30 protein-coding genes are annotated in these 23,163 nt (G+C 50.2%); 28 read left to right on the top strand and 2 right to left on the bottom strand.

Annotation, left to right across the window (positions count from 1 at the left end):
• Positions 1-3: 3 nt before the first annotated feature.
• Positions 4-564, bottom strand: coding sequence for a tetratricopeptide repeat protein (locus PHO67_07185; GenBank protein ID MDD5546913.1), 561 nt, complete (start codon positions 562-564; stop codon positions 4-6).
• A gap of 165 nt (positions 565-729) precedes the next feature.
• Between PHO67_07185 and PHO67_07180 the strand changes: the two genes are divergently transcribed.
• The 23 genes from PHO67_07180 (at position 730) to PHO67_07070 (ending at position 19,752) form a co-directional block, all read left to right on the top strand.
• Positions 730-1,413: a hypothetical protein gene (locus PHO67_07180; GenBank protein MDD5546912.1), complete on the top strand. Its 684-nt coding sequence runs from the start codon at positions 730-732 to the stop codon at positions 1,411-1,413.
• 109 nt (positions 1,414-1,522) lie between these two features.
• Positions 1,523-2,569: an ATP-grasp domain-containing protein gene (locus tag PHO67_07175; GenBank protein ID MDD5546911.1), complete on the top strand. Its 1,047-nt coding sequence runs from the start codon at positions 1,523-1,525 to the stop codon at positions 2,567-2,569.
• 1 nt (position 2,570) lies between these two features.
• Complete coding sequence (locus PHO67_07170) at positions 2,571-3,620, top strand: ATP-grasp domain-containing protein (protein ID MDD5546910.1); 1,050 nt, start codon at positions 2,571-2,573, stop codon at positions 3,618-3,620.
• Positions 3,617-4,846, top strand: a complete 1,230-nt coding sequence (ablA, locus tag PHO67_07165; GenBank protein ID MDD5546909.1) for a lysine 2,3-aminomutase — start codon at positions 3,617-3,619, stop codon at positions 4,844-4,846. The genes PHO67_07170 and ablA overlap by 4 nt, the downstream gene beginning before the upstream one ends.
• An 8-nt stretch (positions 4,847-4,854) precedes the next feature.
• Positions 4,855-5,430, top strand: a complete 576-nt coding sequence (locus PHO67_07160) for a hypothetical protein (GenBank protein ID MDD5546908.1) — start codon at positions 4,855-4,857, stop codon at positions 5,428-5,430.
• A 106-nt stretch (positions 5,431-5,536) separates the two neighbouring features.
• Positions 5,537-7,105: a bifunctional phosphoribosylaminoimidazolecarboxamide formyltransferase/IMP cyclohydrolase gene (purH, locus tag PHO67_07155; GenBank protein MDD5546907.1), complete on the top strand. Its 1,569-nt coding sequence runs from the start codon at positions 5,537-5,539 to the stop codon at positions 7,103-7,105.
• Positions 7,106-7,111: 6 nt separating this feature from the next.
• Positions 7,112-8,464 carry a bifunctional folylpolyglutamate synthase/dihydrofolate synthase gene (locus PHO67_07150; protein MDD5546906.1) on the top strand — a complete coding sequence of 451 codons (1,353 nt, stop codon included), beginning with the start codon at positions 7,112-7,114 and terminating at the stop codon, positions 8,462-8,464.
• Positions 8,448-9,833 carry a tRNA uridine-5-carboxymethylaminomethyl(34) synthesis GTPase MnmE gene (mnmE, locus tag PHO67_07145; protein ID MDD5546905.1) on the top strand — a complete coding sequence of 462 codons (1,386 nt, stop codon included), beginning with the start codon at positions 8,448-8,450 and terminating at the stop codon, positions 9,831-9,833. Before PHO67_07150 ends, mnmE begins: the two co-directional genes overlap by 17 nt.
• Before the next feature lie 27 nt (positions 9,834-9,860).
• Positions 9,861-10,418, top strand: a complete 558-nt coding sequence (folE, locus tag PHO67_07140; protein MDD5546904.1) for a GTP cyclohydrolase I FolE — start codon at positions 9,861-9,863, stop codon at positions 10,416-10,418.
• 48 nt (positions 10,419-10,466) lie between these two features.
• On the top strand, positions 10,467-10,916 hold the full coding sequence (locus PHO67_07135; GenBank protein MDD5546903.1) for a divergent PAP2 family protein: 450 nt from the start codon (positions 10,467-10,469) through the stop codon (positions 10,914-10,916).
• Between the two features lie 19 nt (positions 10,917-10,935).
• On the top strand, positions 10,936-11,838 hold the full coding sequence (locus PHO67_07130) for a L,D-transpeptidase family protein (protein MDD5546902.1): 903 nt from the start codon (positions 10,936-10,938) through the stop codon (positions 11,836-11,838).
• Positions 11,839-11,847: 9 nt separating this feature from the next.
• On the top strand, positions 11,848-12,807 hold the full coding sequence (locus PHO67_07125; GenBank protein ID MDD5546901.1) for an acetyl-CoA carboxylase carboxyltransferase subunit alpha: 960 nt from the start codon (positions 11,848-11,850) through the stop codon (positions 12,805-12,807).
• On the top strand, positions 12,804-13,232 hold the full coding sequence (locus PHO67_07120) for an ATP-binding protein (GenBank protein MDD5546900.1): 429 nt from the start codon (positions 12,804-12,806) through the stop codon (positions 13,230-13,232). Before PHO67_07125 ends, PHO67_07120 begins: the two co-directional genes overlap by 4 nt.
• On the top strand, positions 13,216-13,548 hold the full coding sequence (locus tag PHO67_07115) for an STAS domain-containing protein (protein ID MDD5546899.1): 333 nt from the start codon (positions 13,216-13,218) through the stop codon (positions 13,546-13,548). Before PHO67_07120 ends, PHO67_07115 begins: the two co-directional genes overlap by 17 nt.
• Positions 13,549-13,564: 16 nt before the next feature.
• Positions 13,565-14,359, top strand: a complete 795-nt coding sequence (locus tag PHO67_07110) for an ABC transporter permease (GenBank protein ID MDD5546898.1) — start codon at positions 13,565-13,567, stop codon at positions 14,357-14,359.
• 13 nt (positions 14,360-14,372) lie between these two features.
• Positions 14,373-15,164 (top strand): ABC transporter ATP-binding protein, encoded by a 792-nt coding sequence (locus PHO67_07105; protein MDD5546897.1) that lies wholly within the window; start codon positions 14,373-14,375, stop codon positions 15,162-15,164.
• Between the two features lie 12 nt (positions 15,165-15,176).
• Entirely contained in the window at positions 15,177-15,836 is a 660-nt protein-coding gene (locus PHO67_07100; GenBank protein MDD5546896.1) for an MlaD family protein, read from the top strand.
• 18 nt (positions 15,837-15,854) lie between these two features.
• Positions 15,855-16,691 carry a FecR family protein gene (locus PHO67_07095; protein MDD5546895.1) on the top strand — a complete coding sequence of 279 codons (837 nt, stop codon included), beginning with the start codon at positions 15,855-15,857 and terminating at the stop codon, positions 16,689-16,691.
• A 28-nt stretch (positions 16,692-16,719) separates the two neighbouring features.
• Positions 16,720-17,748, top strand: coding sequence for a hypothetical protein (locus PHO67_07090; GenBank protein ID MDD5546894.1), 1,029 nt, complete (start codon positions 16,720-16,722; stop codon positions 17,746-17,748).
• A 96-nt stretch (positions 17,749-17,844) separates the two neighbouring features.
• Entirely contained in the window at positions 17,845-18,102 is a 258-nt protein-coding gene (locus tag PHO67_07085) for a SpoVG family protein (protein MDD5546893.1), read from the top strand.
• Positions 18,092-18,454 carry a YraN family protein gene (locus PHO67_07080; GenBank protein MDD5546892.1) on the top strand — a complete coding sequence of 121 codons (363 nt, stop codon included), beginning with the start codon at positions 18,092-18,094 and terminating at the stop codon, positions 18,452-18,454. The genes PHO67_07085 and PHO67_07080 overlap by 11 nt, the downstream gene beginning before the upstream one ends.
• 1 nt (position 18,455) lies before the next feature.
• Positions 18,456-19,520 carry a YifB family Mg chelatase-like AAA ATPase gene (locus PHO67_07075; protein MDD5546891.1) on the top strand — a complete coding sequence of 355 codons (1,065 nt, stop codon included), beginning with the start codon at positions 18,456-18,458 and terminating at the stop codon, positions 19,518-19,520.
• 76 nt (positions 19,521-19,596) lie between these two features.
• Entirely contained in the window at positions 19,597-19,752 is a 156-nt protein-coding gene (locus PHO67_07070) for a helix-turn-helix transcriptional regulator (GenBank protein ID MDD5546890.1), read from the top strand.
• Between the two features lie 340 nt (positions 19,753-20,092).
• Here PHO67_07070 and PHO67_07065 read toward each other — a convergent pair whose 3' ends face one another.
• Positions 20,093-21,310 (bottom strand): hypothetical protein, encoded by a 1,218-nt coding sequence (locus tag PHO67_07065; protein MDD5546889.1) that lies wholly within the window; start codon positions 21,308-21,310, stop codon positions 20,093-20,095.
• A 473-nt stretch (positions 21,311-21,783) separates the two neighbouring features.
• On the opposite strand from PHO67_07065, the gene PHO67_07060 reads away from it, so the two are divergent.
• Genes PHO67_07060 through PHO67_07040 form a run of 5 tightly spaced genes read left to right on the top strand, consistent with a single transcriptional unit; the run spans position 21,784 to position 23,130 of the window.
• Positions 21,784-21,978 carry a hypothetical protein gene (locus PHO67_07060; GenBank protein MDD5546888.1) on the top strand — a complete coding sequence of 65 codons (195 nt, stop codon included), beginning with the start codon at positions 21,784-21,786 and terminating at the stop codon, positions 21,976-21,978.
• A gap of 40 nt (positions 21,979-22,018) precedes the next feature.
• Positions 22,019-22,222, top strand: coding sequence for a hypothetical protein (locus tag PHO67_07055; protein MDD5546887.1), 204 nt, complete (start codon positions 22,019-22,021; stop codon positions 22,220-22,222).
• The gene (locus PHO67_07050; protein ID MDD5546886.1) at positions 22,219-22,605 is read left to right on the top strand and encodes a hypothetical protein; all 387 of its coding nucleotides are present in this window, start codon (positions 22,219-22,221) and stop codon (positions 22,603-22,605) included. The genes PHO67_07055 and PHO67_07050 overlap by 4 nt, the downstream gene beginning before the upstream one ends.
• A gap of 22 nt (positions 22,606-22,627) precedes the next feature.
• Positions 22,628-22,921: a hypothetical protein gene (locus PHO67_07045; GenBank protein MDD5546885.1), complete on the top strand. Its 294-nt coding sequence runs from the start codon at positions 22,628-22,630 to the stop codon at positions 22,919-22,921.
• Positions 22,918-23,130, top strand: a complete 213-nt coding sequence (locus PHO67_07040; GenBank protein MDD5546884.1) for a hypothetical protein — start codon at positions 22,918-22,920, stop codon at positions 23,128-23,130. Before PHO67_07045 ends, PHO67_07040 begins: the two co-directional genes overlap by 4 nt.
• Positions 23,131-23,163: the final 33 nt, after the last annotated feature.

Genomic DNA, 23,163 nt, shown 5'->3' with positions numbered 1-23,163 from the left:
CCGCTATCGGTTCCTTCCCGAAGCTTCCTTCAGTTTATTGATAAATCCTTTGTATAGCATATCGTCGGATACGCCGAGGGATTCCGCCTTATGCACGTCGTCCCACGCCTTGCCGTATTCGTCCATCTCATAATATACCCTCGCGCGGTTTATATATGCGTCGGTATAACGGGGATCTATGGCGATCGCCGTGTCAAGATCCGCCAACGCGGCCCTGAAATCCCCCGTATATGCGTATGACAGCGCGCGCCCTTGATAGGCGGCCGCGTATTTAGGGTCTATCTGAAGCGCGCGCGTAAAATCCATGATGGCGATCTCATATTCCTCTTTGTAGCGGTGAGCGAATCCGCGAAGATAATAGGCGGCCGGGCAATTCGGGTCCATGGACGCTATATCATCGCATGTTTTTATAGTTTTATCGTAGTCACCGGCGCTTAAAAACCGGGTTGCCTGCGTCAAAAGCTGCGCCACCTTCTTGTTGCCGGCCGCAAAAGCCGGCGTATTACAAAAGACCAGTATAATAGTGACGAAAATCCACGCTTTGGGATCAAAAAGTCTTTTCATCTTCATCTCCGTTTAATTTTTATGATTATATCATAATGCCGCGGCCGCGGAATAGAAATTTATTGCTAAATCTGGAAAAAGTGCTTGACAATTATTTTCTTTATGTTAATATTAAATCAAACAGGGAATCATTTTAGGGAATAAAAACCTGAAAGGAGGGGTAAGATGGGTCAAGGGCAGACGACATTGAATTTGATCGTCACCACCTGGAGCCAGGTATGGTCGAATTTGGCTAATTACCTGATACTTCTCGTAGGCGGATTGATACTTCTCGTTATCTTCCTGATCATCACGAAGATCGTCGAGAAGGCCATTGTTCAGGTACTTAAGGTCGCCCGCTTTGATGTCTTATCTGAAAAGGCAGGTATCGCGAGCATACTCGCCAAAGGCGAGATCAAGCATACCCTGTCAGAGTTGATCGGTATGGTGGTCTATTGGCTGCTGGTTCTGGTGTTTGTGATCATAACACTGAACGTAGTGGGCCTCAAGACGTCCGGTTTCCTCGATCAGGCGGTTGAATACGCCGGTAGGGTAGTACTTTCGATCTTTGTTCTGGTCCTGGGTCTTTTCTTTGCTGCTTTGATAGGTTCGATAGTAAGGACCATGGCTTCAAACGCCGGGATAGCGACAGCAAAGAACCTCGGATCGATAGCGCAGGTAGTCATAATCGTCATAACGGTACTTACGGTCCTCCCGATGCTCGGTGTCAGGACGTTCATATTGGATACCGTGGTAGTGGTGGCATTGGCGGCGACCGGATTAGCTTTGGGCTTGGCGTTCGGCCTCGGCTCGAAGGATATTGCCGGCAAGATAACGTCGGAAATTGTCGACAAATGGAAAAAGAGATAATTCCGGAGGAACGAGCAGTAAAAGTTGGATAATTTCAACTAGGTTTTTAAAAGAAGGGACTTCTAAACGGGGAAGTCCCTTCTTTTTTTGTACCCCGGGAAGATAAATTATGGCAAATGTTGCGGTGAAACGCAGAATGGGGCACAATCCCCGCACCTCAAAGGTGCGGGGTAAAATAGTGGGGTTGACCTACGACGTCAAGCCCGACTATGTATTAAAGAAAGGCGATCCGGAAGACGCCAATGCCGAGTTTGACCATCCTGATACCATCGAAGTCATAAAGGACGCAATAGAATCCGGCGGCCATAAGGTCGTGAAGATCGGCAACGTGCGTAACCTTCTTCGCCGGTTGAAAAAGCTCGATGTCGACATCGTCTTTAATATAGCCGAGGGCGTAACCGGGCGGAACAGGGAATCCGAGGTGCCCGTGATATTGGAGATGGCCGGAATCCCGTTCGTCGGGGGCGACGGGCTTACGCTGGGCCTGACGCTCGACAAGATAATGGCAAAGAAGATCCTCATCTCCGAAGGTGTGCCTACGCCCGCGTTCTTCGAAGTCTCCGATGTCAGGGATATCGACGGCGTAGGAATAGACTATCCCCTGATAGTCAAGCCGAAGCAGGAAGGCTCGAGCAAGGGGATAAGCGACAGATCTATCGTAAAGAACCGCCGCGAGCTAAAAAGGCGGGCGGGTTGGGTAATACGGACTTATAAACAGCCGGCGCTCGTCGAAAAATTTATTACCGGCTCGGAATTTACCGTACCTATCATAGGAACCGAAAACCCCGAGGTGCTGCCGACGGTCCAGATCAGCATAGACGGAAAGACAAACCTAGGCGACCTCTGCTACACCTTCTCGAGGATAAAGTCGGACACGTTGAGCTATGTATGCCCGGCAAAGATCACCAGGGACCTCGACAAAAAGCTCAAGGCCGTAGCTTTAAAGGCCTATAAGGCGGTAGAATGCCGCGATTTCGGCAGGGTAGATATAAGGGTGGATAAGAACGGCAACCCGTTCGTGCTCGAGATAAACCCGCTGCCGTCGCTCTCTACCGAGGATGTCTTCATGACAGTGGCCAGGAACATGAAGATATCATATAACAGCATAATAAGCAGGATACTCGATCACGCGCTGGAAAGGTACGGGATTAGATAAGATGGGACTTAAGGTAGCCCTTACATATAACCTGAAGAGGAAGACCGGCAATACCGGCCTTCCCGATGATTATTATTCTGAATTTGACAGTAAGGAGACGATCGAGGCGATAGCAAGCGGACTCCGTTCCGGCGGCAATGAAGTATTCCTGGTCGAGGCGGACAAGGGGCTGCTGAACTGGTTCCAGAACAATAAAGTAGACATGGTATTCAATATAGCCGAAGGGCTTAACGGCGAATCGAGGGAATCGCAGGTGCCGGCGATACTCGATTTTCTCGGGATACCGTATACGGGTTCGGGAGTCATGGCTTTAAGCGTCTCGCTGAACAAGACGCTTACGAAAAAACTTTTCGAGCAAGCGGGGATACCGACGCCGAAATACAGGCTTGTGACGGATCCGGCGTCCGTCTCCGACGAAGGGCTTAAATATCCGCTTATAGCGAAACCTAACAGCGAGGGCTCGGGCAAGGGAATAACTATGGCCAGCGTCGTCCGGAATAAGACAGAGCTCATCCGCGAGGCCGAGAGGACCGCGCGCATCTACCAGCAGGAGACGCTCGTCGAGGAATTCATCGACGGTAAAGAGCTGACCGTTGGCATCCTCGGCAATTATCCGGCCGCCGCGATGCCGATACTAGAGATAGATTTCTCGAACTGCAAGGCCTCGGGCGAATTTTTTTATACATGGAAGGTCAAGGAGTTCGAGAAGGAAGTAGAGGAGAGTAAGGGATTGACCCCGAACTGGCATTGTCCGGCGCGTTTGAGCGCGGCCGAGGCTAAGACGGTAAAAGAGACCGCCCTCAAGGCGTTCCGCGCCATAGGCTGTGTCGACCTTTCCCGCGTCGATATAATGCTCGGGAAAGACGGCGTCCCGTATGTCCTGGAAGTGAACCCGCTGCCGGGATTGGACCCGGTAGATTCTAATTTCCCTTATATATCGAAATGCGCCGGGCTCAATTATCCGGACCTGATGAACAGGATACTCGAAGTTGCTGTCGAAAGACACAACAAAAACAAGAAGCTGGCCCTACAAGAAAGGAGTTCACGTTGATAAACGCCTCTAATTCCTTGGCAGAGCACTGGAAGGACGTGCCTGAAAGCGACTGGGAGGATTGGCATTGGCAGATAAAGAACAGGATAATGACCTATGACGGCCTTAAAGAGGTCATTAAGCTCACCCCGTCCGAAGAGATCGGGGTCAAAAGGTCGAAGGGCCGGCTCCTGATGGCGATAGCGCCATATTGGCTTTCGCTTATAGACGAGATGAGGCCGACCTGCCCCATCAGGAAACAGGCGATACCGACGGCCGAGGAGTTCGATGTCTCGGCTTTTGATATGGAGGACCCGTGCGGGGAGGACAAGGACTCGCCTGTCCCCGGGCTCGTCCACAGGTATCCGGACAGGGTGCTCCTGCTGGCGACTGAGAAATGCGCGATGTATTGCCGCCATTGCACGAGGAGGAGGATCGTCGGGTCGGAGGCGCACCTGACAAGCCCGCAGAATTTCGAGAAGGCGTATGAATATATAAGGTCCAACCGCAGGATACGCGACGTCCTGATCTCCGGGGGAGACCCTCTCATGCTCCCGGACGAGACGCTGGACGATATCATTAAGAATTTGAAGGATATCCCGAGCGTAGAATTCGTCCGCATCGGGACGAGGATGCCGGTTACGGTACCGATGAGGGTGACCGAGAGACTGGTATCGATGCTTAAGAAATATTCCCCGGTATGGATATCGCTCCATTTCAACCATCCGAAGGAACTGACAAAACGCTGCAGGAAGGCGTGCGATATGCTGGCAGACGCGGGCGTGCCGCTCGGGAGCCAGACGGTGCTGTTAAAAGGCGTAAACGACAGACCGTCTACGATGCGCAGGCTCATGCACGAGCTCCTTAAGGCCAGGGTGCGGCCGTATTACATTTACCAGTGCGATCCGGCGAAGGGCATTAGCCACTTCAGGACACCGATAGCGACCGGGATAAATATAATGGAGAAGATGCGCGGCCATACATCGGGCTACGCGGTCCCGACGTATGTCGTCGACGCGCCCGGCGGGGGCGGAAAGATACCCGTGGCGCCGAACTACGTCATATCGCAGGCAAAAGGCTCCTTTACCTTGAGGAATTTCGCCGGACAGATATTCACCTATCATGAGCCTGTAGAGGAAGGCGAAGTGGTAAGGGTCAATCATCAGGGAAAAACCGCGAAGCCCTACGCCTCGGCTCAGGGCAAGAAGGACGTAAAGACGGCTGAGACGAAACCAGCCGCCGCATGATGATAAGCATGGGCGCAAAAAAACTCTTCATATCGATCGCCGCGGCCGCCGCCTTGCCGTTATTATTCCTGGGCTGCGGGCCCCAGCAGAAACCCGAAGAGATAAAGGCCGCGCTGCTCGAATTCGACCCCTCTTTCAAGGCTGCCCTCGATAAAAAGGCCCAGGTAGATTCCGGGATAGAGACAATGAACGGCGAATTCCGCGCGAAACAGGGCGAGATAAACTCGAAGATAATGGAACTTGAAGAGGAGCTCAAGGCCGCGAGGAAGGACCTTTACGCGAAGACCCGCGACCTTAACGCCAACCTTGACCCCGAGAGGCAGAAGATAAACAGCAAGGCCGAAGAACTTAAGGTGAAACTGGCCGGCAAGGAAGCTAGGGCATCATCCATCAGGAGTTCGATAAAAAACCAGAAGGGGCTGCTCGATAATAAGAAATTAAGCCTCTCGACGCAGGAACAAGCCGAATTGCAGAACAATGTGGAGAAAGCGAAGCAGGAACTGGCGCTTCTCGAAGAAGAGATAACCTCCCTCCGCCGCGAAATCCAGCTTTACAGGCAGGAACTAAACCTGCTAAAATATTAATCATCCCTATTTTACATTTAATATGATTAACCCCGCAACTGCGAGAAAATTTGTTTCAAATTTTCGAAGCGTTTAGTTGCAGGGGTACACATCAGAAAGGTTGAAAATGACCAGGATAAAGAGGGCGCTTATCAGCGTTTCCGACAAAAAGGGCATCATTGATTTTGCCAGGGGGCTTGAGAAGCTCGGTGTGGAGATCATCTCGACAGGCGGGACCGCGAAGGTCCTGAAAGAGAACAGGATAAAGATCCGCGCCATCTCGGACGTGACGGGTTCTCCCGAGATGCTGAGCGGGCGCGTGAAGACCCTGCACCCCAAGATCCACGGCGGGATACTCGCGCGGCGCGGCGACAAAGAACACATGTCCCAGGCCAGGAAGCACAAAATAGGCCTGATCGACATGGTCGTCGTGAACCTCTACCCGTTCGAGGATACGGTCAGGAATCCCAGGGTCAAGCTCGATGCGGCCGTAGAGATGATAGATATAGGCGGGCCGGCGATGATACGCTCGGCCGCCAAGAACTTCGATGATGTCGCCGTCTTATGCAATCCCGACAGGTACCTCTGCGTGCTGATGGAATTGCAGAAGAACGATTGTTCCCTTTCGGATGACACGCGCGAGGCGCTCGCGTTGGAGGCATTCGGCCATACGGCGAAGTATGACGCGGCGATATACGCTTTTTTAAGCGGACGTTTGGGCCGGACAAAGGACAAATTCCCCGACCTGCTCCATCTTGTCTTCGAGAGGGCGCAGGGCCTGCGTTACGGCGAGAACCCGCACCAGAAGGCCGCCTTCTACGCAGACGCGGTAAAACCGGCTTACGGTTTCGGGAATATGAAACAGCTCCATGGCAAGGAACTCTCGTTCAATAACTTCCTGGACCTGCACTCCGCGGTCCAGATAGTAAAGGATTTTGCGGCTCCCACCGCGTGCGTCGTCAAGCATAATTCTCCCTGTGGGGTCGCTTCATCCCCGAGGCTCTACCAGGCGTATAAAGACGCCTTTGCCTGCGATACCCTTTCGGCGTTCGGCGGCATAGTGGGCCTCAACAGGAAGGTCGACGTAAAGACCGCGAAAGCGATATCGGATTCGGGGTTCCTGGAATGCGTGATCGCCCCCTCTTATGAGGCCGGCGCCCTCAAGGTCCTGGCCGGGAAGAAGAACGTGCGGATAATCGAATATAAAGATATTGGAAAAGGGCCTGAACGCGGCGTCTATTCATGCGATGTAAAGAAGATCGAGGGCGGGATGCTTCTCCAGGAGCAGGATACGCTAGAGATCGCCAAGGCGGACCTGAAGACGGTGACGAAAAAAAGCCCGTCGGAGAGCCAGGTGAGATCCCTGCTCTTTGCATGGAAAGTCGCGAAACATGTCAGGTCGAACGCGATAGTCATCGCTAAGGGGGAGAAGACGGTGGGTATAGGCGGCGGGCAGCCGAGCAGGGTCGATTCGGCGAGGATAGCGATCAGGAAAGCGGGGAAGAGCGCGAAGGATTCCTGCCTCGCGACCGACGGGTTCTTCCCGAAGCCGGATTCGGTGCAATTAGCCGGTAAAGCGGGCATATCCGCTATAATACAGCCGGGCGGCTCGATAAAAGACGAGGATTCGGTCAAGGCCGCGGATAAGGCCAGGATCGCGATGGTGACGACCGGTGTAAGGCATTTCAGGCATTAACCTCATATGACCTATCAGGAAGCGCTAAAATACCTCGATTCATTTATAGACTACGAGAAACGCGCCGCATTCGATTACCGCGCCGCGATGAGACTGGGCAGGATGCGGGCACTGCTCGACGGGTTGGGGAACCCCCAGCGCAATTTCAGGTCGATACACATAGCCGGGACCAAGGGCAAGGGTTCGACCTGCGCGTTCGTATATTCGATATTGAAAGAGGGCGGGATAAGGGCCGGCCTGTATACATCCCCGCATCTGCTGGATTTCAAGGAACGCATAAGGATATCCTTCCCGAAAGAGAGGAATATCGAAGAGGCCGAGGTCGCGGCCCTCGTGGCGAGGATAAAGAAGTTCCTCGACAATTTTTCAAAATCATCCAGGTTCGGTCCGCCCTCCTTCTTCGAGGTCTATACGGCGCTGGCCTTCCTCTTCTTCAGCATAAAGAAAACGAATATCGCCGTGATAGAGGTCGGGATGGGAGGCAGGCTCGACGCCACGAATACTCTCGATCCCCTGGCTGTAGGGATATCCCCGGTAAGCCTCGACCATACGGACAGGCTCGGAGAGACCGTTGAGGCGATCGCGAAGGAGAAGTGCGGCATAATAAAAGAGAATTCCACCGTCGTCTCCGCCGAACAGGAACCGGCGGTATTGAATTGCATACGCAAGGCGGCCGCTGACAGGAAAGCGAAACTTTACCTCGTGGGCAAGGATATATCTTACGAGACGCTTACGGCGAGCCCGGAGGAACAGACTTTCAATGTCCGCGGCCTATACGGCGAATACGCTTTACTGACAACTCCTCTCCTGGGGAGGCATCAGGCCGCGAATGCCGCAGCCGCCATCGGGCTGATAGAATCCCTGAGGGCGCGCGGCATAACGATATGTTCGCATAATATAACCGGCGGCATAAGGAACGTCAATTGGCCGGGCAGGCTCCAGGTCGTCTCAAGAGCGCCGTGGATAATACTCGACGGCGCGCAGAACGAGGCGTCGGCGCGGGCGCTGAAGGAAGCGCTGGGCGGCATATTTGCTTACAAGAAACTCTACCTGGTCTTCGGCGTATCGTCGGGTAAAGATATAAAGGGGATGGCTCGCAACCTTTTTCCTCTCGCGGATGAGATATTTTTCACAAAAGCCGATACGCCGCGGGCCATATCACCCGATAAGATCAGGAAAGGTTTCCCTGATTACGAGAAGAGGTCGGTCGCGACATTCAACGTGAAGGAAGCCGTGGAACTGGCCCGGCGCCACGCGGGAGAGGAAGACCTTATACTTGTCACAGGTTCGCTGTTCGTGGCAGGCGAGGCATTGAGATGTTTAGGCAGGAAGGGCGTGCCGTATGAAAAAACAGCATAGGGTAGATACCGAAGATACCATAGCGGCTGTTTCGACGCCGTTAGGGGAAGGCGCTATCGGGATAATACGCCTGAGCGGCAAGGACGCCGTCAAAATAGCCGACGACGTATTCCGTTCAAAAAAAGGCAAACTTCCGTCGAGCTTCCGTTCTTTCACTTCGCATTTCGGCCATGTCCATGATAAGGATACGGTCATCGACGAGGCTTTATTGACCGTGATGCGCGCCCCTAACAGTTATACCAGGGAAGATACGGTAGAGATAAGCTGCCACGGCGGCGTTATGCCGTTGAGGAGGTCGCTGGCGCTCGTGCTGGAACGCGGATCGCGGCTCGCCGAACCCGGCGAATTCACAAGGCGCGCTTTTATCAACGGCAGGCTCGATCTCACGCAGGCCGAGGCGGTCCTCGATATAATAAGGGCCAAGACCGACGCCTCTCTCAGGGCTGCGTTGGGCCAGCTCGACGGCAGGCTATCGTCCGGACTTAACAAAATAAGGGACGAACTCATCTCGATATCGGCGAACATCGAGGCCTCCATAGATTTTCCCGGTGAGGATATAGAGATAATATCAGAGGCGAAGATAGGCGCGCGCCTTGGATCCGTAAAACGGGAGGTCCTGCGGCTGCTGGAGACGGCGGAGAAAGGGATCATGCTCAGGGAGGGGATATCCTGCGTCATATGCGGCAAACCGAACGTCGGGAAATCAAGCATCCTTAATGCGCTGATCGGCAGGGAGAGGGCCATAGTCACTCACATACCCGGCACGACGAGGGATACCATCGAGGAATTCATTAGTATCTTGGGGATCCCTTTCAAACTGGCGGATACGGCCGGCATCACCCCTACCGAGGACATAGTGGAAAGGGAGGGCGTGCTGAGGAGCCGCGAACATATCGAGGCCGCCGACCTGGTCCTGCTCGTCCTCGACGCGAGTTCCCGCCTTACGGACGAGGACAGGGTATTGCTCGAGGATACGGAAGGCAGGGAGAGGATAATAGTCTTGAACAAGATCGACCTCCCGAGGAAGATATCATTGGCTGCCCCCCGGAATGAAACGGTCGCGGAGGTATCGGCGAAGTCAGGCGAGGGGATAGACGGGCTTGAGAAGAAGATGTCTGAAAAGGTCTTCGGCGGCGGGGTGCGCGCGCCTGAGGGCGCAATAGTCGCAAACGCCAGGCAGAAGGACGCGCTGAGGCGCTCGTACGAATCGCTGACGGAGGCGATCAAAGCGGTAGACGGAAGACTCTCGCCCGAATTGATAGCGATAGAGCTCAGGGAATCGCTGGATTGCATAGGCGAGATGGTCGGAGAGACCGTGACCGACGATATACTCGATAAAGTATTCTCGCAATTTTGTATCGGAAAATAAGACAGAAAGGAAAGGCCGGGAAACGACATGGACAAGAAGAAGATAATGAAGGCCGTGACTATGATACTCGAGGCTGTCGGCGAAAACCCTAAACGCAAGGATTTGCAGGAGACCCCGCGCAGGGTCGCGGAGATGTATGAGGAGATATTCGCCGGAATAAGGCAGGACCCGGCCAGGGAACTCGAGGTCGTCCTCGACCAGAAACACGAGGAGATAATCCTCCTTAAGAATATTCCTCTTTATTCCGTGTGCGAACACCATTTGCTGCCGTTCCTGGGGAGGGCCCATATCGCCTATATCCCCAAAGAGGGCAGGGTGACCGGATTAAGCAAGCTGGGAAGGGCGATCGATATACTCGCCAAGAGGCCGCAGGTGCAGGAGAGGCTTACGACCCAGATCGCCGAGGTGATAATGCACGAGCTCAAGCCGCGCGGATGCATGGTCGTGATAGAGGCGGAACACCTCTGCATGTCGATGAGGGGCCTGAAGAAACCCGGGATATCGACCGTCACGAGCGCGGTCAGGGGCGTATTCCGCTCCAACGAAAAGACGCGCTCCGAGGCGCTCTCCCTGATGAAATCGTGATTTTTTATTATCAAGCCCGGCAAAAATATAGTATAATACATACCAAATATGAATAACTCAGTCTTCCTGGTCTTCCAGAACAAGGTTTTTTTGGCCACGCTCCTTGGCTGGGTGACCGCCCAAACCATAAAGATAGTCATAAACAGCATCAGGGAGAAGAAATTTAACTTCCGCTGGGTGGTGAGCACCGGCGGAATGCCCAGCGCCCACTCTTCGGGAGTGATGGCCCTGGCTACCGCCGTCGGCATCCAGCAGGGATTCGATTCGGCGCTTTTTGTCGCCACTCTGGTCTTCGCCGTTGTCATAGCCTTCGACGCGCAGGGTGTCAGGCGCGCCACAGGCCAGCAGGCCGAGATCCTCAACAAGATTATGGATGACATCTACTGGCGCCGTAAGATACAGGAAAGCAGGCTCAAGGAACTCATCGGGCACACGCCTTTTGAAGTATTTGTAGGTTCGTTGATAGGGATAGTGATCGCCGCAATCATAATGCTGTAGAAAGGGGAGACGCTGTAACATGAAGATCAAAGCTTTTTTGCCCGCGGTAGTTATCACGGTAGCCATAATAGGACTGTTAGTGATATTCCTGCCGAAGATGCAGCTCGGCTCCAAGGAAGGGGCCCTGATAAGCGGGGCGCGGGCGCTTGATAAGGAAGGCAGGTCCGAAGAGGCCATAAAGGAGCTCGAAAAGGTCATCGCCGCATACCCCGACAGCAAGAAGTCCGGGGATGCGCTCATCTCGCTCGCTGCGCTCTACGAGAAACAAGGCAAGCTCTCCGAGGCGAGGGACTCCTACAGGAAGGCATACGAGTCATATCCAGACCCGGGAATAGTGAATACCGCGAAGCCGAAGGCGGAAGAGCTCAGCATGAAGATACTCTTCTCTCCGATCGTGGACAGCGACAGCAAGGAATATACCGTCCAGGCCGGCGATACGCTGGTCAAGATAGCGAGGGTCTTCGGTACGACCGTCGACCTTATCAGAAAGTCCAATAACCTTACCGGCGATAACATAAGGCAGGGGCAGAGGCTGAAGGTCGTGACCTCGAGGTTCAGCGTAGTAGTCGATAAATCGCAGAATATACTCATGCTCAAGCAGAACGATAACGTGATGAAGACCTACAAGGTCGCCACCGGCCTGAATAACTGCACGCCCGTAGGCACTTTCAAGATAACGACGAAACTGGTCGACCCGGTCTGGTATAAGACGGGCGCGGCCGTCCCTCCGGGAAGCCCGGAGAATATACTGGGGACGCGCTGGATGGGCATTTCCAAGGAAGGATACGGTATTCACGGCACGACCGATCCGTCCTCCCTCGGAAAACAGGTGACGGCCGGCTGCGTAAGGATGCTTAACAGCGAAGTCGAGGAACTTTACGGTATATTGCCGGAAGGCACAGAAGTCACGATAGTCGACTAAAGAGCCCATATGAACGGAATCGGCCTGGATTTCGAAAAACCCATACTTGAGCTCGAACGCAAGATCGAAGAGCTCAAGAAATTCACTTCCTCGGAGAACATAGACCTCTCCACGGAGATAAAGAAACTCGAGGACAAGCTCGACAAGGTAAAAAAAGAGGTCTTCGAAGGGCTCACTCCCTGGCAGAGGGTCCAGATCGCCCGCCATCCCAAAAGGCCTTATACTTTAGATTACGTAGGGCTTATCATGACCGATTTTTCCGAGATACACGGGGACAGGGTCTTCGGCGATGATAAGGCCCTTATATGCGGCTTTGCGAAGATAGACGGACAGAAGGCCATCGTCATGGGCCACCAGAAGGGCCGCGATACCAAAGAGAACCTAATGAGGAACTTCGGTTCCGCGCATCCGGAAGGGTACAGGAAGGCTATGAGGGTGATGAAGATGGGTGAGAAGTTCAAGCTGCCTGTGATAATCTTCATAGATACGCCCGGCGCTTATCCCGGCATCGGCGCGGAAGAGAGGGGACAAGCCGAGGCGATAGCGTTGAACCTCATGGAGATGGCGCGCATAAAGGTGCCGATCATCTGTTTCATCATCGGCGAGGGCGGTTCAGGCGGCGCGTTGGGAATAGGTGTAGGTGACAGGATATGCGTCCTTGAGAACGCGTATTATTCCGTGATCTCGCCCGAAGGCTGTGCCGCAATACTCTGGAAGGACAGGGCAAGGGCCCCGGACGCGGCGAAGGCCCTAAAATTGACCGCGCAGGACCTTTTGGGGCTCGGGCTTATCGATGAAATAGTGCACGAACCTCTGGGCGGCGCCCACCGCGACCCGGCCATGACAGCGGCCGCGATAAAAGAAGCCATAAAAAGATATCTTAAAGACCTTTCGGCCCTGGCGCCGGCTGTTCTCATAGAAGCCAGATACGAAAAATACAGGAAGATAGGAGCGTTCTCAACGGAATGAAAGATCTCGTCTTCGAGATACCGAGTGATCCTAAGTATATAAAACGCGCTTCAGCCAAACTGCTCCGCGCGCTCAGGGAACTCAAGCTGGACAAGGAGACGCTCTTCGACATAAGGCTTTGCCTGGAAGAGGCGGTCATAAACGCCATAAAATACGGCAACAAGCTCGACGACAGGCTGCCGGTCGTTATCAGCTACGCGTTTTCCGGGGGGAAGATCGAGATAACCGTCCGCGACCAGGGCGCGGGTTTCGATTACAAGGCCACGCCTGACCCTCGCTCCGACGCGAATATACTCAAGCACGGCGGCCGCGGCATTTTTTTGATAAATAACCTCATGGACGAGGTCAGATATAATGATAGCGGAAACGAGATAAAAATGATAAAATTTATAAGCGGAGGTAAAGCCCATGGTAGTAAAAGATAGGAAGGTCGGAGACGCGGTCGTGCTGGAAGTAGAGGGCGAGATAAATTTCAGCTCATCCCCGGATTTCAGGAAGGCCTTTATTAAGGTCCTGGATTCGAAGGCGCAGAAAGCCGTCATAAACCTCGCCGGAGTGGCTTATGTCGACTCGTCCGGACTGGCAACGCTCGTCGAGGCGCACCAGAAGATAAAGAGCATAGGCGGCAAGCTTAAGCTCGCCAGCCTCACTCCTAAGGTGAAGAGCTTGTTTGAAATAACCAAATTAGAGAAACTTTTCGAGATATACGCCACAGAAGAGGATGCCTTAAAGTCCGCTTAAAGAGGATGAAGGCTATATGAACATATTGCAAGCTATAGGCAGGGCTACCCTGAGCGCGGGTACGGCCATATGGGACGTGTTCGCGTTATTTTTTAACACCCTCTACTGGCTGTTATTCGCGCCTTTTATAGGCAAATTTATCGGGAGGCGGTACATCTTCCAACAGATGGTCTTCGTCGGCGTTCAGTCCATCCTGATAGTATTTTTTGTCACGTTGTTCATAGGAATAGTCCTCGCGATGCAGGGCGCGTACCAGTTGGATAAGCTCGGCGCGGTGAGGTTCGTGGCGGCCCTTATCAGCGTCTCCATGTGCCGTGAGATGGGGCCGGTGCTGATAGCGCTCGTGGTTGCAGGGAGAGTTGGTTCCGCGATAGCGGCGGAACTAGGTACCATGAAAGTGACCGAGCAGATAGAGGCGCTGGAGACGATGGCCCTCAACCCGGTAAGGTTTTTGGTCGTGCCGAGATTTTTAGCCCTCCTCGTCATGCTTCCCGCCCTTACGATAATGGGCGACCTGGTAGGGATGTTCGGAGGGTATCTGGTCGGCGTCTATAACCTCAAGATAAGCCCGGGCCTTTATATAAAGACAAATTTTGAATTCCTCGTGGCGAAGGATGTGATGACCGGCCTTTTAAAGAGCGTCGTCTTCGCCATAATAATATCGATAATCGGGTGCTACCAGGGCCTTAATACTAAAGGCGGCGCCGAGGGTGTCGGGCGCTCGACCACCCTGAGCGTCGTCATTAGTTTTATACTCATAATCCTGGCCGACGCGATATTGACCGGTATATTCTATTTCGCGAACGTGTAAAATGGCGGATAAGATGGAAACAGTCATAAAGATCGAGAACCTCGTGAAAGCGTTCGACGGGCGCCGCGTCCTGGACGACGTAAGCCTCGAGGTCTGTAAAAGTGAGACTTTGGTCATCGTCGGAGGGTCCGGCTGCGGCAAATCTACCCTGCTGCGCCATATAATAGGGCAGTTGAAGCCCGACTCCGGGAAGATCCACCTCTTCGGAGAGGATATAACCCGCCTGAAGGAGAACCAGATGGACCGGCTGAAGAAGCGTTTCGGCATGCTCTTCCAGTCGGCCGCGCTGTTCGATTCTCTTACCGTTGAGGAGAACATTGCCCTCCCGCTCAGGGAGCATACCAAACTCGACGAGCATATCATAAAGATAATGGTAAAGATGAAATTGAACCAGGTAGGGCTTCGCGGTTTCGGCCATCTTATGCCGTCGCAGCTTTCCGGCGGCATGAGGAAGCGTGTCGGCCTCGCCCGCGCCATAGCATTAGACCCTGAAATTATATTCTATGATGAGCCGTCAGCCGGGCTCGACCCGGTCGTTACCGCGGTCGTCGACAAGCTGATAGTCGACCTCGGCGGCGCGTTATCTATCACGTCTGTCGTGGTCACCCATGACATGAATTCCGTCTTCAGGATAGCCGACAGGATAGTGATGCTGTATAAAGGCAAGGTCCTGCAGATCGGGACGAAAGACGAGATAAGGAATTCCAAGAACGAATATATCCAGCAGTTCATAAACGGGACCATAGAAGGCCCGATGCAGTTCTTTGCGCCTGATGAAGGATACCTCGAAGAGTTGACAAAATAAAGGAGCAATGACATGGCTAAATTCAATAACGAGATAAAGACAGGCATAGTCGTCGTGGCCGCGGTATTAGTGTTTATGTATATCTCCGCGATGATGGGCGGCGGGAAGAAGGTTGTCGGGGGCTACGACCTTAATGTCATATTCAATTACGTAAACGGCCTTGAAGATAAGGCACCGGTAAAACTTGCGGGCGTAAACGTGGGAGAGGTGAATAAGGTCGCGCATATCTATGATAATGACGAGACGAAGGTTCTTGTCCAGCTCACCCTCAACGGCGGTACCAAAGTCAGGGAAGATTCAAAGATAATGATAAGCACGACCGGGCTGATAGGGGAGAAATACATCGAGATAACCGGCGGGAAAAAAGGTTCGCCAGTCGTCGAAAAAGGCAAGACATTGACAGGGATCGACCCGTTCGTTATGGAAGAGCTCATAGCTAAAGTGGATTCCGCGGTGCAGGATTTGCAGAAGCTTATGGGCGATGCCGACACCGTCCTCGTAGAAAATAAGGACGATATTAGGGCTACGATAATGAACCTCAAGGATTCATCCGCAAACCTCAAGGACTCTTCCGAGAACTTAAAGGAATTCAGCGACGAAGTGAAGCGGAATCCCTGGAAGCTTCTCATGAAAGGCAAGGAAGTCCCGCCAAAGTCCGGTCCCAAGAAGTAATAACAGAAGAGGAAGGATATGAGGCTTAAATTTCCGGTATATTTTTTGTTGTTCAGTTTCCTGTTCTTTAGCCCCTTGTCCCTTTGCGCCAAGGAGCTGGAAAGGGAAGCGAGGGTGATCTTTGCCAAAGGCGACGCTAAAGTCCAGAGGGCCGGCAAGGCCGAATGGGTCTCCGCGAAAAAAGACATGCTTCTAGCCGCCGGCGATACCGCCAAGACAGGAAAGGGCGCGGCCATAGAGATCTCTTTTGATAGCGAGAACAAGAACCTGGTCAGGCTTGAGGAGAGCTCGACACTTGTCCTGCGCGGAAAGATGCTTAAACAGATCGAATTGCCCCAGGGCAGGATACGCTCGCTGGTCAAAAAGCTTGATAAAGAGACTTCCTTTGAGATAAAAACACCCACCATCATCGCCGGGGCAAGGGGAAGCGGATGGGATGTCTCCGCTTCCGAAAAAAGGGATAACGTCAAGGCCTTTGAGGATGAGATATTCGTCCAGGCTTACGACCAGGACGGTAGATTAATAAAAGAGATCCTGGTCAGGGAAGGGTGGGAGGTGATGATAGACAGGTTCCAGGCGCCCGGCGAACTCATTGAGCTGGCGGATAGGGACAAGCAGGACTGGAACTCATGGCGCGACGACCTGAACGACCGCCTGCAGCCCGGCGGCGAAAAAGAAATAGACAGGTCCGGCGAATTTAATGATATCCAGGCGTTAGAAGCGGCGACCGAAAAACGGGACGATTTTAAGCAGGACCTCCGGGAAACGGAAGATAAAAAGATAATAAACGACAGGATCCGGCAAGAGGGGACGGTTGGAGGCGGCGGCGGTCAAGTCGGAGGCCCGCATTATTAACATATCCATAATGCCGCATAGGGAGATAATGAATAAGTTATCAATGTTTCTTTTCGCGCTGTTTTTAGTATTGATATTCCCTTTTCCTGTAAATGCGGCTGACATGAAGGAAGAGCAGACGACCGAAAAATACCTCGGAAAGTCGGAAGAGAAGGCCTACAAGAAGGTCGAGGCAGTAAAAGAGGGGCAGAGATACCGGACGAAATTGCTGGCCGCGGCGATCCAGGGATACGATAATAACGTCTTCCTTGACCCGCGCAGGGCCCAGGACACGTTCTCAGAGGCCATCGTCGACGCCGGCGTCTCATATCCGTTAAGCGGCAGGTGGGATGTCACCGGCGGGATATCGGCGCATAACATAACTTACTGGAAGGAGACCGACGCCAACCTTACGGATGTGGACTTAAAATTCGGTTTCGACGGGAAACTCCCGGGCGGCATGACGCTTACGGCCTACAATGACGTCGAATTGGTCGAATACCAGGCGAACGCCGACGGCAATTACCTCGGCGACAAGGTCGGGCTGGTGCTGAAACAGAAGCTGCCGAATAATTTTTTCCATTCGTTCAATTATGAGTATTTCTACAGGCATTATTCCGACATGAGGACGTTCGACGCCTCGGGCATGATATCCGACCATAAGAGGCAGGACAGCAGGAACACCGTCTACTACGACCTGGGCGTCTATTTGAAAAAGACGATGTTCAAGGTCTTCGGCGAATATTACTACAACGACTCCAACGACAGTTTCCTCGATTATTACGATTATGAATCCCTGAGGTTAGGCTCCTCTATGGTATACCTCCTGACCGGAAAGATGAGCGCCTCTTTTTCATATTACAGGCAATTCAGGAATTATTCGGGCAGGACTATCCCGGGAGATCCCACTTACGCGGAGAAAGACAGGACCTGGGTCTCGTCCGCGTCGGTTTTTTACGATATTTACAAGAATGCGACTTTAGGCCTCAGCTATTCATACAGGCAAAACCTCTCTAATAACCCTACCCAGAAATACTCCGGCTCCATCACCTCCCTGGGGCTTTATTGCAGGTTCTAGCGTAACTTCTTTTTCCGCCTTCCGAAAATATTTCAAAAATAATTGAAAGAATTTACCCAAAACTTACGTCTATATAGCTGAAAGGAGGGCATGCAGATGCTCAATTTCAGCGTAAAGAGGCTGTACAGGTTCGACGGAGAAGGCTCGCTCAAGGCGTTCGCGGACGTCGCCATCGGCGAGGAGTTTCTGGTGAAGGGGTTCAGGGTGGTTGAGGGTAAGAACGGATTATTCGTATCCGGCCCCCAGCAGGCCGGTAACGACGGCAAATGGTACCCTACGGCCTACCCGTTAAATGACGAAGCCAAGAAAGAGATCGATAAGGTTGTGATGGAAGCCTTTGGAAGTGGGGAATAAGGAACTGGGGGACCTCGGCGAGACGCACGCGGCGAGGTCCCTCGCCTTAAAAGGCTACAGCATAATCGCGCGGAAGTTCCGCTGCAGGTTCGGGGAGATAGATATAATCGCGATGGACCGGGGGACGCTTGTATTTATAGAGGTCCGCTCCAGGTCGGATGACGGGTACGGGCTTCCGTACGAGACGATAAACCATACCAAGAGACAGCATATTAGGCGGGTCGCGGCCGCCTTTCAGATGAAATATGGTCTTTCGGACCATGATTCAAGATTTGACTGTGTTTCGGTGGTCTTCGACAAAAAGGGCAATATAAAGGATACTGAAATCATAAAGGACGCATTCTGGAGCTAAAATGCTTGCGAAAATAGAGAGCAGGACAGTGTTGGGGATAGAAGCGAAAAAAGTGGATGTTGAGGTGGATACCAGTGGAGGCCTGCCGGGTTTTACGATAGTCGGCCTCCCGGATACCGCGGTCAGGGAAAGCAGGGACAGGGTCATCTCGGCGATAAAAAATTCCGGTTTTAAATTGCATCCGAAAAAGATAACGATAAACCTGGCGCCGGCGGATCTGCGGAAAGAAGGGGCTTCTTTTGACCTGGCCATAGCGTTGGGCTTGCTCGTCTCCGCCGGGGACCTGGAGCAGGGCCATGTGGACGGAAAAGTATTTTGCGGCGAGTTATCGCTTGATGGCAGGCTGAGGCCGATAAACGGCGCCCTGCCTATCGCGATATGTATTTCGGAGAACGGGGGGAATGATTTTATCCTGCCGTCGGAGAACGCCAGGGAGGCGGCCATCGTCAGCGGGATCTCGGTCTTTCCGGCGAGAGACCTCGGCGAAGTGGTGAATTTCCTGAAGGGCAACGCGAAGATCGAACCGCTGAAAGTCGATCTTGCCGGGGTGCCGAAGCCGTCGTCCGGCGGTTCTGATATCGATTTCAGCGACGTAAAAGGGCAATGGCACGTAAAGCGCGGCCTCGAGGTAGCGGCTGCCGGCGGCCACAACGTCCTTATGATCGGCCCGCCCGGCTCCGGCAAGACGATGCTTGCCCAGCGGCTGGTAACTATATTGCCAGGGCTATCCTTCGGGGAGATGCTCGAGACGACAAAGATCCACAGCGTCTCGGGGCTGCTCGACAGCAGGAACTTCCTGGTCTCGCGGCGCCCGTTCCGCATGCCGCACCATACGGTCTCATATGCCGGCCTTGTCGGGGGAGGCAAGGTTTTAAAGCCCGGGGAGATAAGCCTCGCGCATAACGGCGTGCTATTTTTGGATGAACTCCCGGAATTCCATCGCGATGCTTTGGAGGCTTTGCGCCAGCCGCTTGAAGGCGGGACTATCACCGTTTCGAGGGCCGCGTATAATTTCAGTTACCCGGCCAAATTCATGCTCGTCGCCGCGATGAACCCCTGCCCGTGACCACTCATTCCACACACAGCCTATCAAGCTTTGGTTCAGGGTTTCTCGTCATTCAGACAAGACATCCGGAGAAAAGATACGCAAGTGTAGGCTCGAGAAGGGGTTAAGGCAGGTAGACCTTGCAAAGAGACTCGGAGTAGATGAAATGACTATTGTTAATTGGGAGAAAGATAGGACAAGGCCAGTCAAAAGGTATAGAAACAGACTAAAGTATTTGGGCATAAAGTCTTAGTTGTCACGACAGTCGGTTTGAGCTGTTTTAGGTGCAGACAGAAAGGGGATTGTAAAATTGGGAAGAGGAGTTTCGTATGATATTTCGCTTGACAGAGTATCTTAAGGTTAGTAAAATAGAAAGCACTTATGGGAAAGCAAGCTTTGCCAAAAAACTATATTTATATCCTAAAAATCTTAAAAATTAGCCTTGGTATTGACCGAGGCTATAATTGTCTATAGAGAAAACACTTCCTTAAAAAACAATAGAGGCATTGATTTTAGTTAATTTTTGAGATATACTTTAAGTACAGGAAGGTGATTAAAATGTATAGCGAGAATACAAAAAGCGTATAACGGGGTTAATTAGAAGTTTTTCTAGTTATAAGAGCACGCCATTCGGGCGTGCTTTTTATTGGATTAAAGACGGAATCTTCTTGTATTTTTGGCCAAAAGTGGTTGTTCACAGGGATAGATTCAAGCAGTTCCATAACTTCTTCAATCGGAGCTTCTAATTTAACCTTACTGCAAGCCATATTCCATTTAATAGCATAAACATCGTTTGGTTCTTTTGTATATTTGAGTCCAAGGGTATAATATTCAAGTGCTTTTTGACAATTCTCCTTATTTTTATCCAAGTTGTATTTATCCACAGCATATAATAAGCCAAGATTATAGTATGGTTTTTGAAAAAATTTATTAATTTTTATTGATTTTTTGTAATAATCCTCAGCTTTAACTATATATTCATTCCATTCAGATGAGCCTTTAGTGCATTTTTCTGTAGCATAATATGAACAAGCATTTCCATAAGCATTTAAAAATACGTCCGTTTTATCCCCCAAAATATTTTTACCTAATATAAATTTTTTGTGTTCTATCTCTGTTAATTTTTCTATTTCTTCAAAGCGTAAAATAGCTCTCGCATAATTACCTTGCCATAAGAAGAAAATACCAATTTTAAGTAAAGAATTTTTATATAAGTTAAAATTTTTTGTTATAGGTAAAAACACGGGCATAAAATATAACTGGTGGTCGTAATTAAGAAATTTATTTTCATCTAATAATGTAGGCGCTATTTTTGTTGTTAATGATGGGTCGGTGAGGTATCCGTATCTTTCTTCTAACTCCTGAGATTGTTGACGTAGCTTATTTTCCATAGTTTTATACAATTTACCTGTTTGGTCAAGGTCGCCTTTAGCTCTATGTATTGACCTATATAATTCTGCTAAGTTAGAAAATCCAAATATTCCCAGGATAGCGATTACTATTCCGACCGCACTTAAAAGCTTCCAAATTCGGCCTAAATCCGTATCAACATTATTTTCTATTCTACCTAAGCTATCTAAATATTGTTTATTAGATAAAATGCCATTCTCTAAATATGCATCCTTTAATTTGCCTATTTTCGCATCTATTTTTTCTTCTATAAGGTTAGAGATATCCGAAGGCGTATTGTTGCTCTCAATATTCTTATTTGCAGGATTGGGGGATGGATTTTCTGAGATAGCATTACTAGCATAGCTACAACCACAGATAAGGCTAATAAATAGCAATAATAATATTGTTTTATTTACCATTTAAGTATATTCCCTTAACAAACACTAATCTGGAATTTATCATACTCTTAATCAATTGAGAAATCAAACATATTTACCATCTTTTAATAATAAAAAATTGTCATTAGAGTCATCCCTATTCATCATACGTATGAACTAATAAATAATCAAATGAATTTTGTTTCGTAATTTATACAGAATGCGAAGTTCAACAAGGTATCCAAGCACAAATTATACCCTAAAATTAAGCAAAAAACGAAGTTAAATTGTCTATCCCTAAAAAGACCCAAGAGTGCTTACAAATGCCCCAGAACAGCCAAAAAAGGGTTGAATTGAGGCTCTCTTAGTAGGATAATGAGACTCCAACCGCAAAGGGGCAGTTATGAGGTCAAAATCAGGTTAAATTCGTAAGGTAACCCTCTAAATAGGGGGTTACCTTTTTAATTAAGAAGATGGCAGGATAATATACGAAGAAAAGAAATCGGAGAAATAATATGAAAGACGAAACCGAAGATTCTGATTATTATGAGCCACGAGATAGAATAGATGACGTAGAAAGCAGGGTGGACGGCCTTGAGAGCAAAGTAGATGACCTCGAAAATGGCTTGCATCGTAGCGGAGATGGTGGTTGTATGGGCTGTCTTGTATTTATATTGTTGATAGCAGTTATTATATTATATCTCAGATGATACTGATTTAATTCTCGGTAAATGACTACAGGAGCAAGGAATGAACATTAAGAAAATCGTAGCAAGAGAAGGATTAATATTAATAGGGATTATATTAGCAGCGTTTATTATGACGGCTGAGGTCATACCAGGAAGCAACGCTAATACTTCGAATGCAGGCTATATGTTGTTCTTTTTTGGTTATCCTATTTACCTCGTATTTCGTTTCGTCATTTGGGCGATAAGGACATTGAAGGGGAAATGAATCTAAGCGAATTTCTTAAAACAAAAGGTTTGAAAATTGAGAGAAGAATGTTTGTTGTTAGCATTCTTAGTATTCTTATAGGTTATATTGGTGTAACGTTATGGTTAAATGCTATTCGTGCTACTGCTCCACTTTGGTTTGTGTGGGTGTTAATAATAATACAATTCACTTTATATTTTTCAATTTTTAATGTTAGCTACCAGCGTTCTAAGGTTTGCGGTTATAAACGCTTTAGTTTAATTATTTTCCTCGTTCTTGGTGTTTTAGGCAGAGTAAACGATTGGGAATTATTGATTATACCCCTACTCATAATAACTATGTTTATAGTTTCGGCAAGAACAAAGAATATTTCAAGAGAATGGCAAAACCAATTTAAAATTTAGTTAAAAAGTGAGGTTTGCTTATATGAAAAGAAATCCTATATTTTTAATTGCAGGCATAGTGTTATTTATAGCATTGGGAGATTTACCGTATTCGTATTATCAATTATTGAGGTTCTTTGTGTGTGGAGTAGGAGCTTATGGGGCATATTTGACTTACCAAAAAAAGGAATTTGGCTGGGCTTGGGTATTAGGGATTGTTGCCTTATTGTTTAATCCATTTATGAAGTTTTATTTCGGAAAAGAAGCGTGGAGGATTGCAGATTTAATTGGGGGCATCATTTTTATTGTTTATTTTATTAAATCGGTGAAGAGATGAGACTTCCAACGAAAAAAGAGCTCCTAGAGTTACATCTAATGATATGTATTAGCGGTCTTGCTTTTGTTTCCCTCTACTTGCTCGGGACAGGATTATTGGGAGGCGGGGGAGTTTTCCTAAAGCAATGGATGTGTGCAATCGTTGGCTGGATTGGACTCGTGGTTGCTGTTAAACTGAATTCCATACTTCGTCCAGAAAAGAAAAACTAATTCTCAATTAACTTAACAACCTTCTTAGGGAGG

Source organism: Candidatus Omnitrophota bacterium (genome assembly GCA_028716565.1).
GTDB lineage: Bacteria > Omnitrophota > Gorgyraeia > Pluralincolimonadales > Pluralincolimonadaceae > Pluralincolimonas.
Note: the sequence above shows the minus strand (reverse complement) of the source record. Positions and strands in the feature narration are given on the sequence as shown.

What these genes read in the sequence shown, in the direction of transcription:
- PHO67_07135 (MDD5546903.1), top strand. Translation starts at nt 10,467, where the DNA reads ATGAATAACTCAGTCTTCCTGGTCTTCCAGAACAAGGTTTTTTTGGCC.
- PHO67_07105 (MDD5546897.1), top strand. Translation starts at nt 14,373, where the DNA reads ATGGAAACAGTCATAAAGATCGAGAACCTCGTGAAAGCGTTCGACGGG.
- PHO67_07040 (MDD5546884.1), top strand. Translation starts at nt 22,918, where the DNA reads ATGAGACTTCCAACGAAAAAAGAGCTCCTAGAGTTACATCTAATGATA.
- PHO67_07050 (MDD5546886.1), top strand. Translation starts at nt 22,219, where the DNA reads ATGAATCTAAGCGAATTTCTTAAAACAAAAGGTTTGAAAATTGAGAGA.
- PHO67_07120 (MDD5546900.1), top strand. Translation starts at nt 12,804, where the DNA reads ATGAAAGATCTCGTCTTCGAGATACCGAGTGATCCTAAGTATATAAAA.
- PHO67_07180 (MDD5546912.1), top strand. Translation starts at nt 730, where the DNA reads ATGGGTCAAGGGCAGACGACATTGAATTTGATCGTCACCACCTGGAGC.
- PHO67_07185 (MDD5546913.1), bottom strand. Translation starts at nt 564, where the DNA reads ATGAAAAGACTTTTTGATCCCAAAGCGTGGATTTTCGTCACTATTATA.
- mnmE (MDD5546905.1), top strand. Translation starts at nt 8,448, where the DNA reads ATGAAAAAACAGCATAGGGTAGATACCGAAGATACCATAGCGGCTGTT.
- PHO67_07060 (MDD5546888.1), top strand. Translation starts at nt 21,784, where the DNA reads ATGAAAGACGAAACCGAAGATTCTGATTATTATGAGCCACGAGATAGA.
- PHO67_07095 (MDD5546895.1), top strand. Translation starts at nt 15,855, where the DNA reads ATGAGGCTTAAATTTCCGGTATATTTTTTGTTGTTCAGTTTCCTGTTC.
- PHO67_07175 (MDD5546911.1), top strand. Translation starts at nt 1,523, where the DNA reads ATGGCAAATGTTGCGGTGAAACGCAGAATGGGGCACAATCCCCGCACC.
- PHO67_07130 (MDD5546902.1), top strand. Translation starts at nt 10,936, where the DNA reads ATGAAGATCAAAGCTTTTTTGCCCGCGGTAGTTATCACGGTAGCCATA.
- PHO67_07160 (MDD5546908.1), top strand. Translation starts at nt 4,855, where the DNA reads ATGGGCGCAAAAAAACTCTTCATATCGATCGCCGCGGCCGCCGCCTTG.
- PHO67_07170 (MDD5546910.1), top strand. Translation starts at nt 2,571, where the DNA reads ATGGGACTTAAGGTAGCCCTTACATATAACCTGAAGAGGAAGACCGGC.
- PHO67_07110 (MDD5546898.1), top strand. Translation starts at nt 13,565, where the DNA reads ATGAACATATTGCAAGCTATAGGCAGGGCTACCCTGAGCGCGGGTACG.
- PHO67_07055 (MDD5546887.1), top strand. Translation starts at nt 22,019, where the DNA reads ATGAACATTAAGAAAATCGTAGCAAGAGAAGGATTAATATTAATAGGG.
- PHO67_07115 (MDD5546899.1), top strand. Translation starts at nt 13,216, where the DNA reads ATGGTAGTAAAAGATAGGAAGGTCGGAGACGCGGTCGTGCTGGAAGTA.
- PHO67_07125 (MDD5546901.1), top strand. Translation starts at nt 11,848, where the DNA reads ATGAACGGAATCGGCCTGGATTTCGAAAAACCCATACTTGAGCTCGAA.
- purH (MDD5546907.1), top strand. Translation starts at nt 5,537, where the DNA reads ATGACCAGGATAAAGAGGGCGCTTATCAGCGTTTCCGACAAAAAGGGC.
- PHO67_07075 (MDD5546891.1), top strand. Translation starts at nt 18,456, where the DNA reads ATGCTTGCGAAAATAGAGAGCAGGACAGTGTTGGGGATAGAAGCGAAA.
- PHO67_07150 (MDD5546906.1), top strand. Translation starts at nt 7,112, where the DNA reads ATGACCTATCAGGAAGCGCTAAAATACCTCGATTCATTTATAGACTAC.
- PHO67_07100 (MDD5546896.1), top strand. Translation starts at nt 15,177, where the DNA reads ATGGCTAAATTCAATAACGAGATAAAGACAGGCATAGTCGTCGTGGCC.
- PHO67_07065 (MDD5546889.1), bottom strand. Translation starts at nt 21,310, where the DNA reads ATGGTAAATAAAACAATATTATTATTGCTATTTATTAGCCTTATCTGT.
- PHO67_07045 (MDD5546885.1), top strand. Translation starts at nt 22,628, where the DNA reads ATGAAAAGAAATCCTATATTTTTAATTGCAGGCATAGTGTTATTTATA.
- PHO67_07090 (MDD5546894.1), top strand. Translation starts at nt 16,720, where the DNA reads ATGAATAAGTTATCAATGTTTCTTTTCGCGCTGTTTTTAGTATTGATA.
- PHO67_07085 (MDD5546893.1), top strand. Translation starts at nt 17,845, where the DNA reads ATGCTCAATTTCAGCGTAAAGAGGCTGTACAGGTTCGACGGAGAAGGC.
- folE (MDD5546904.1), top strand. Translation starts at nt 9,861, where the DNA reads ATGGACAAGAAGAAGATAATGAAGGCCGTGACTATGATACTCGAGGCT.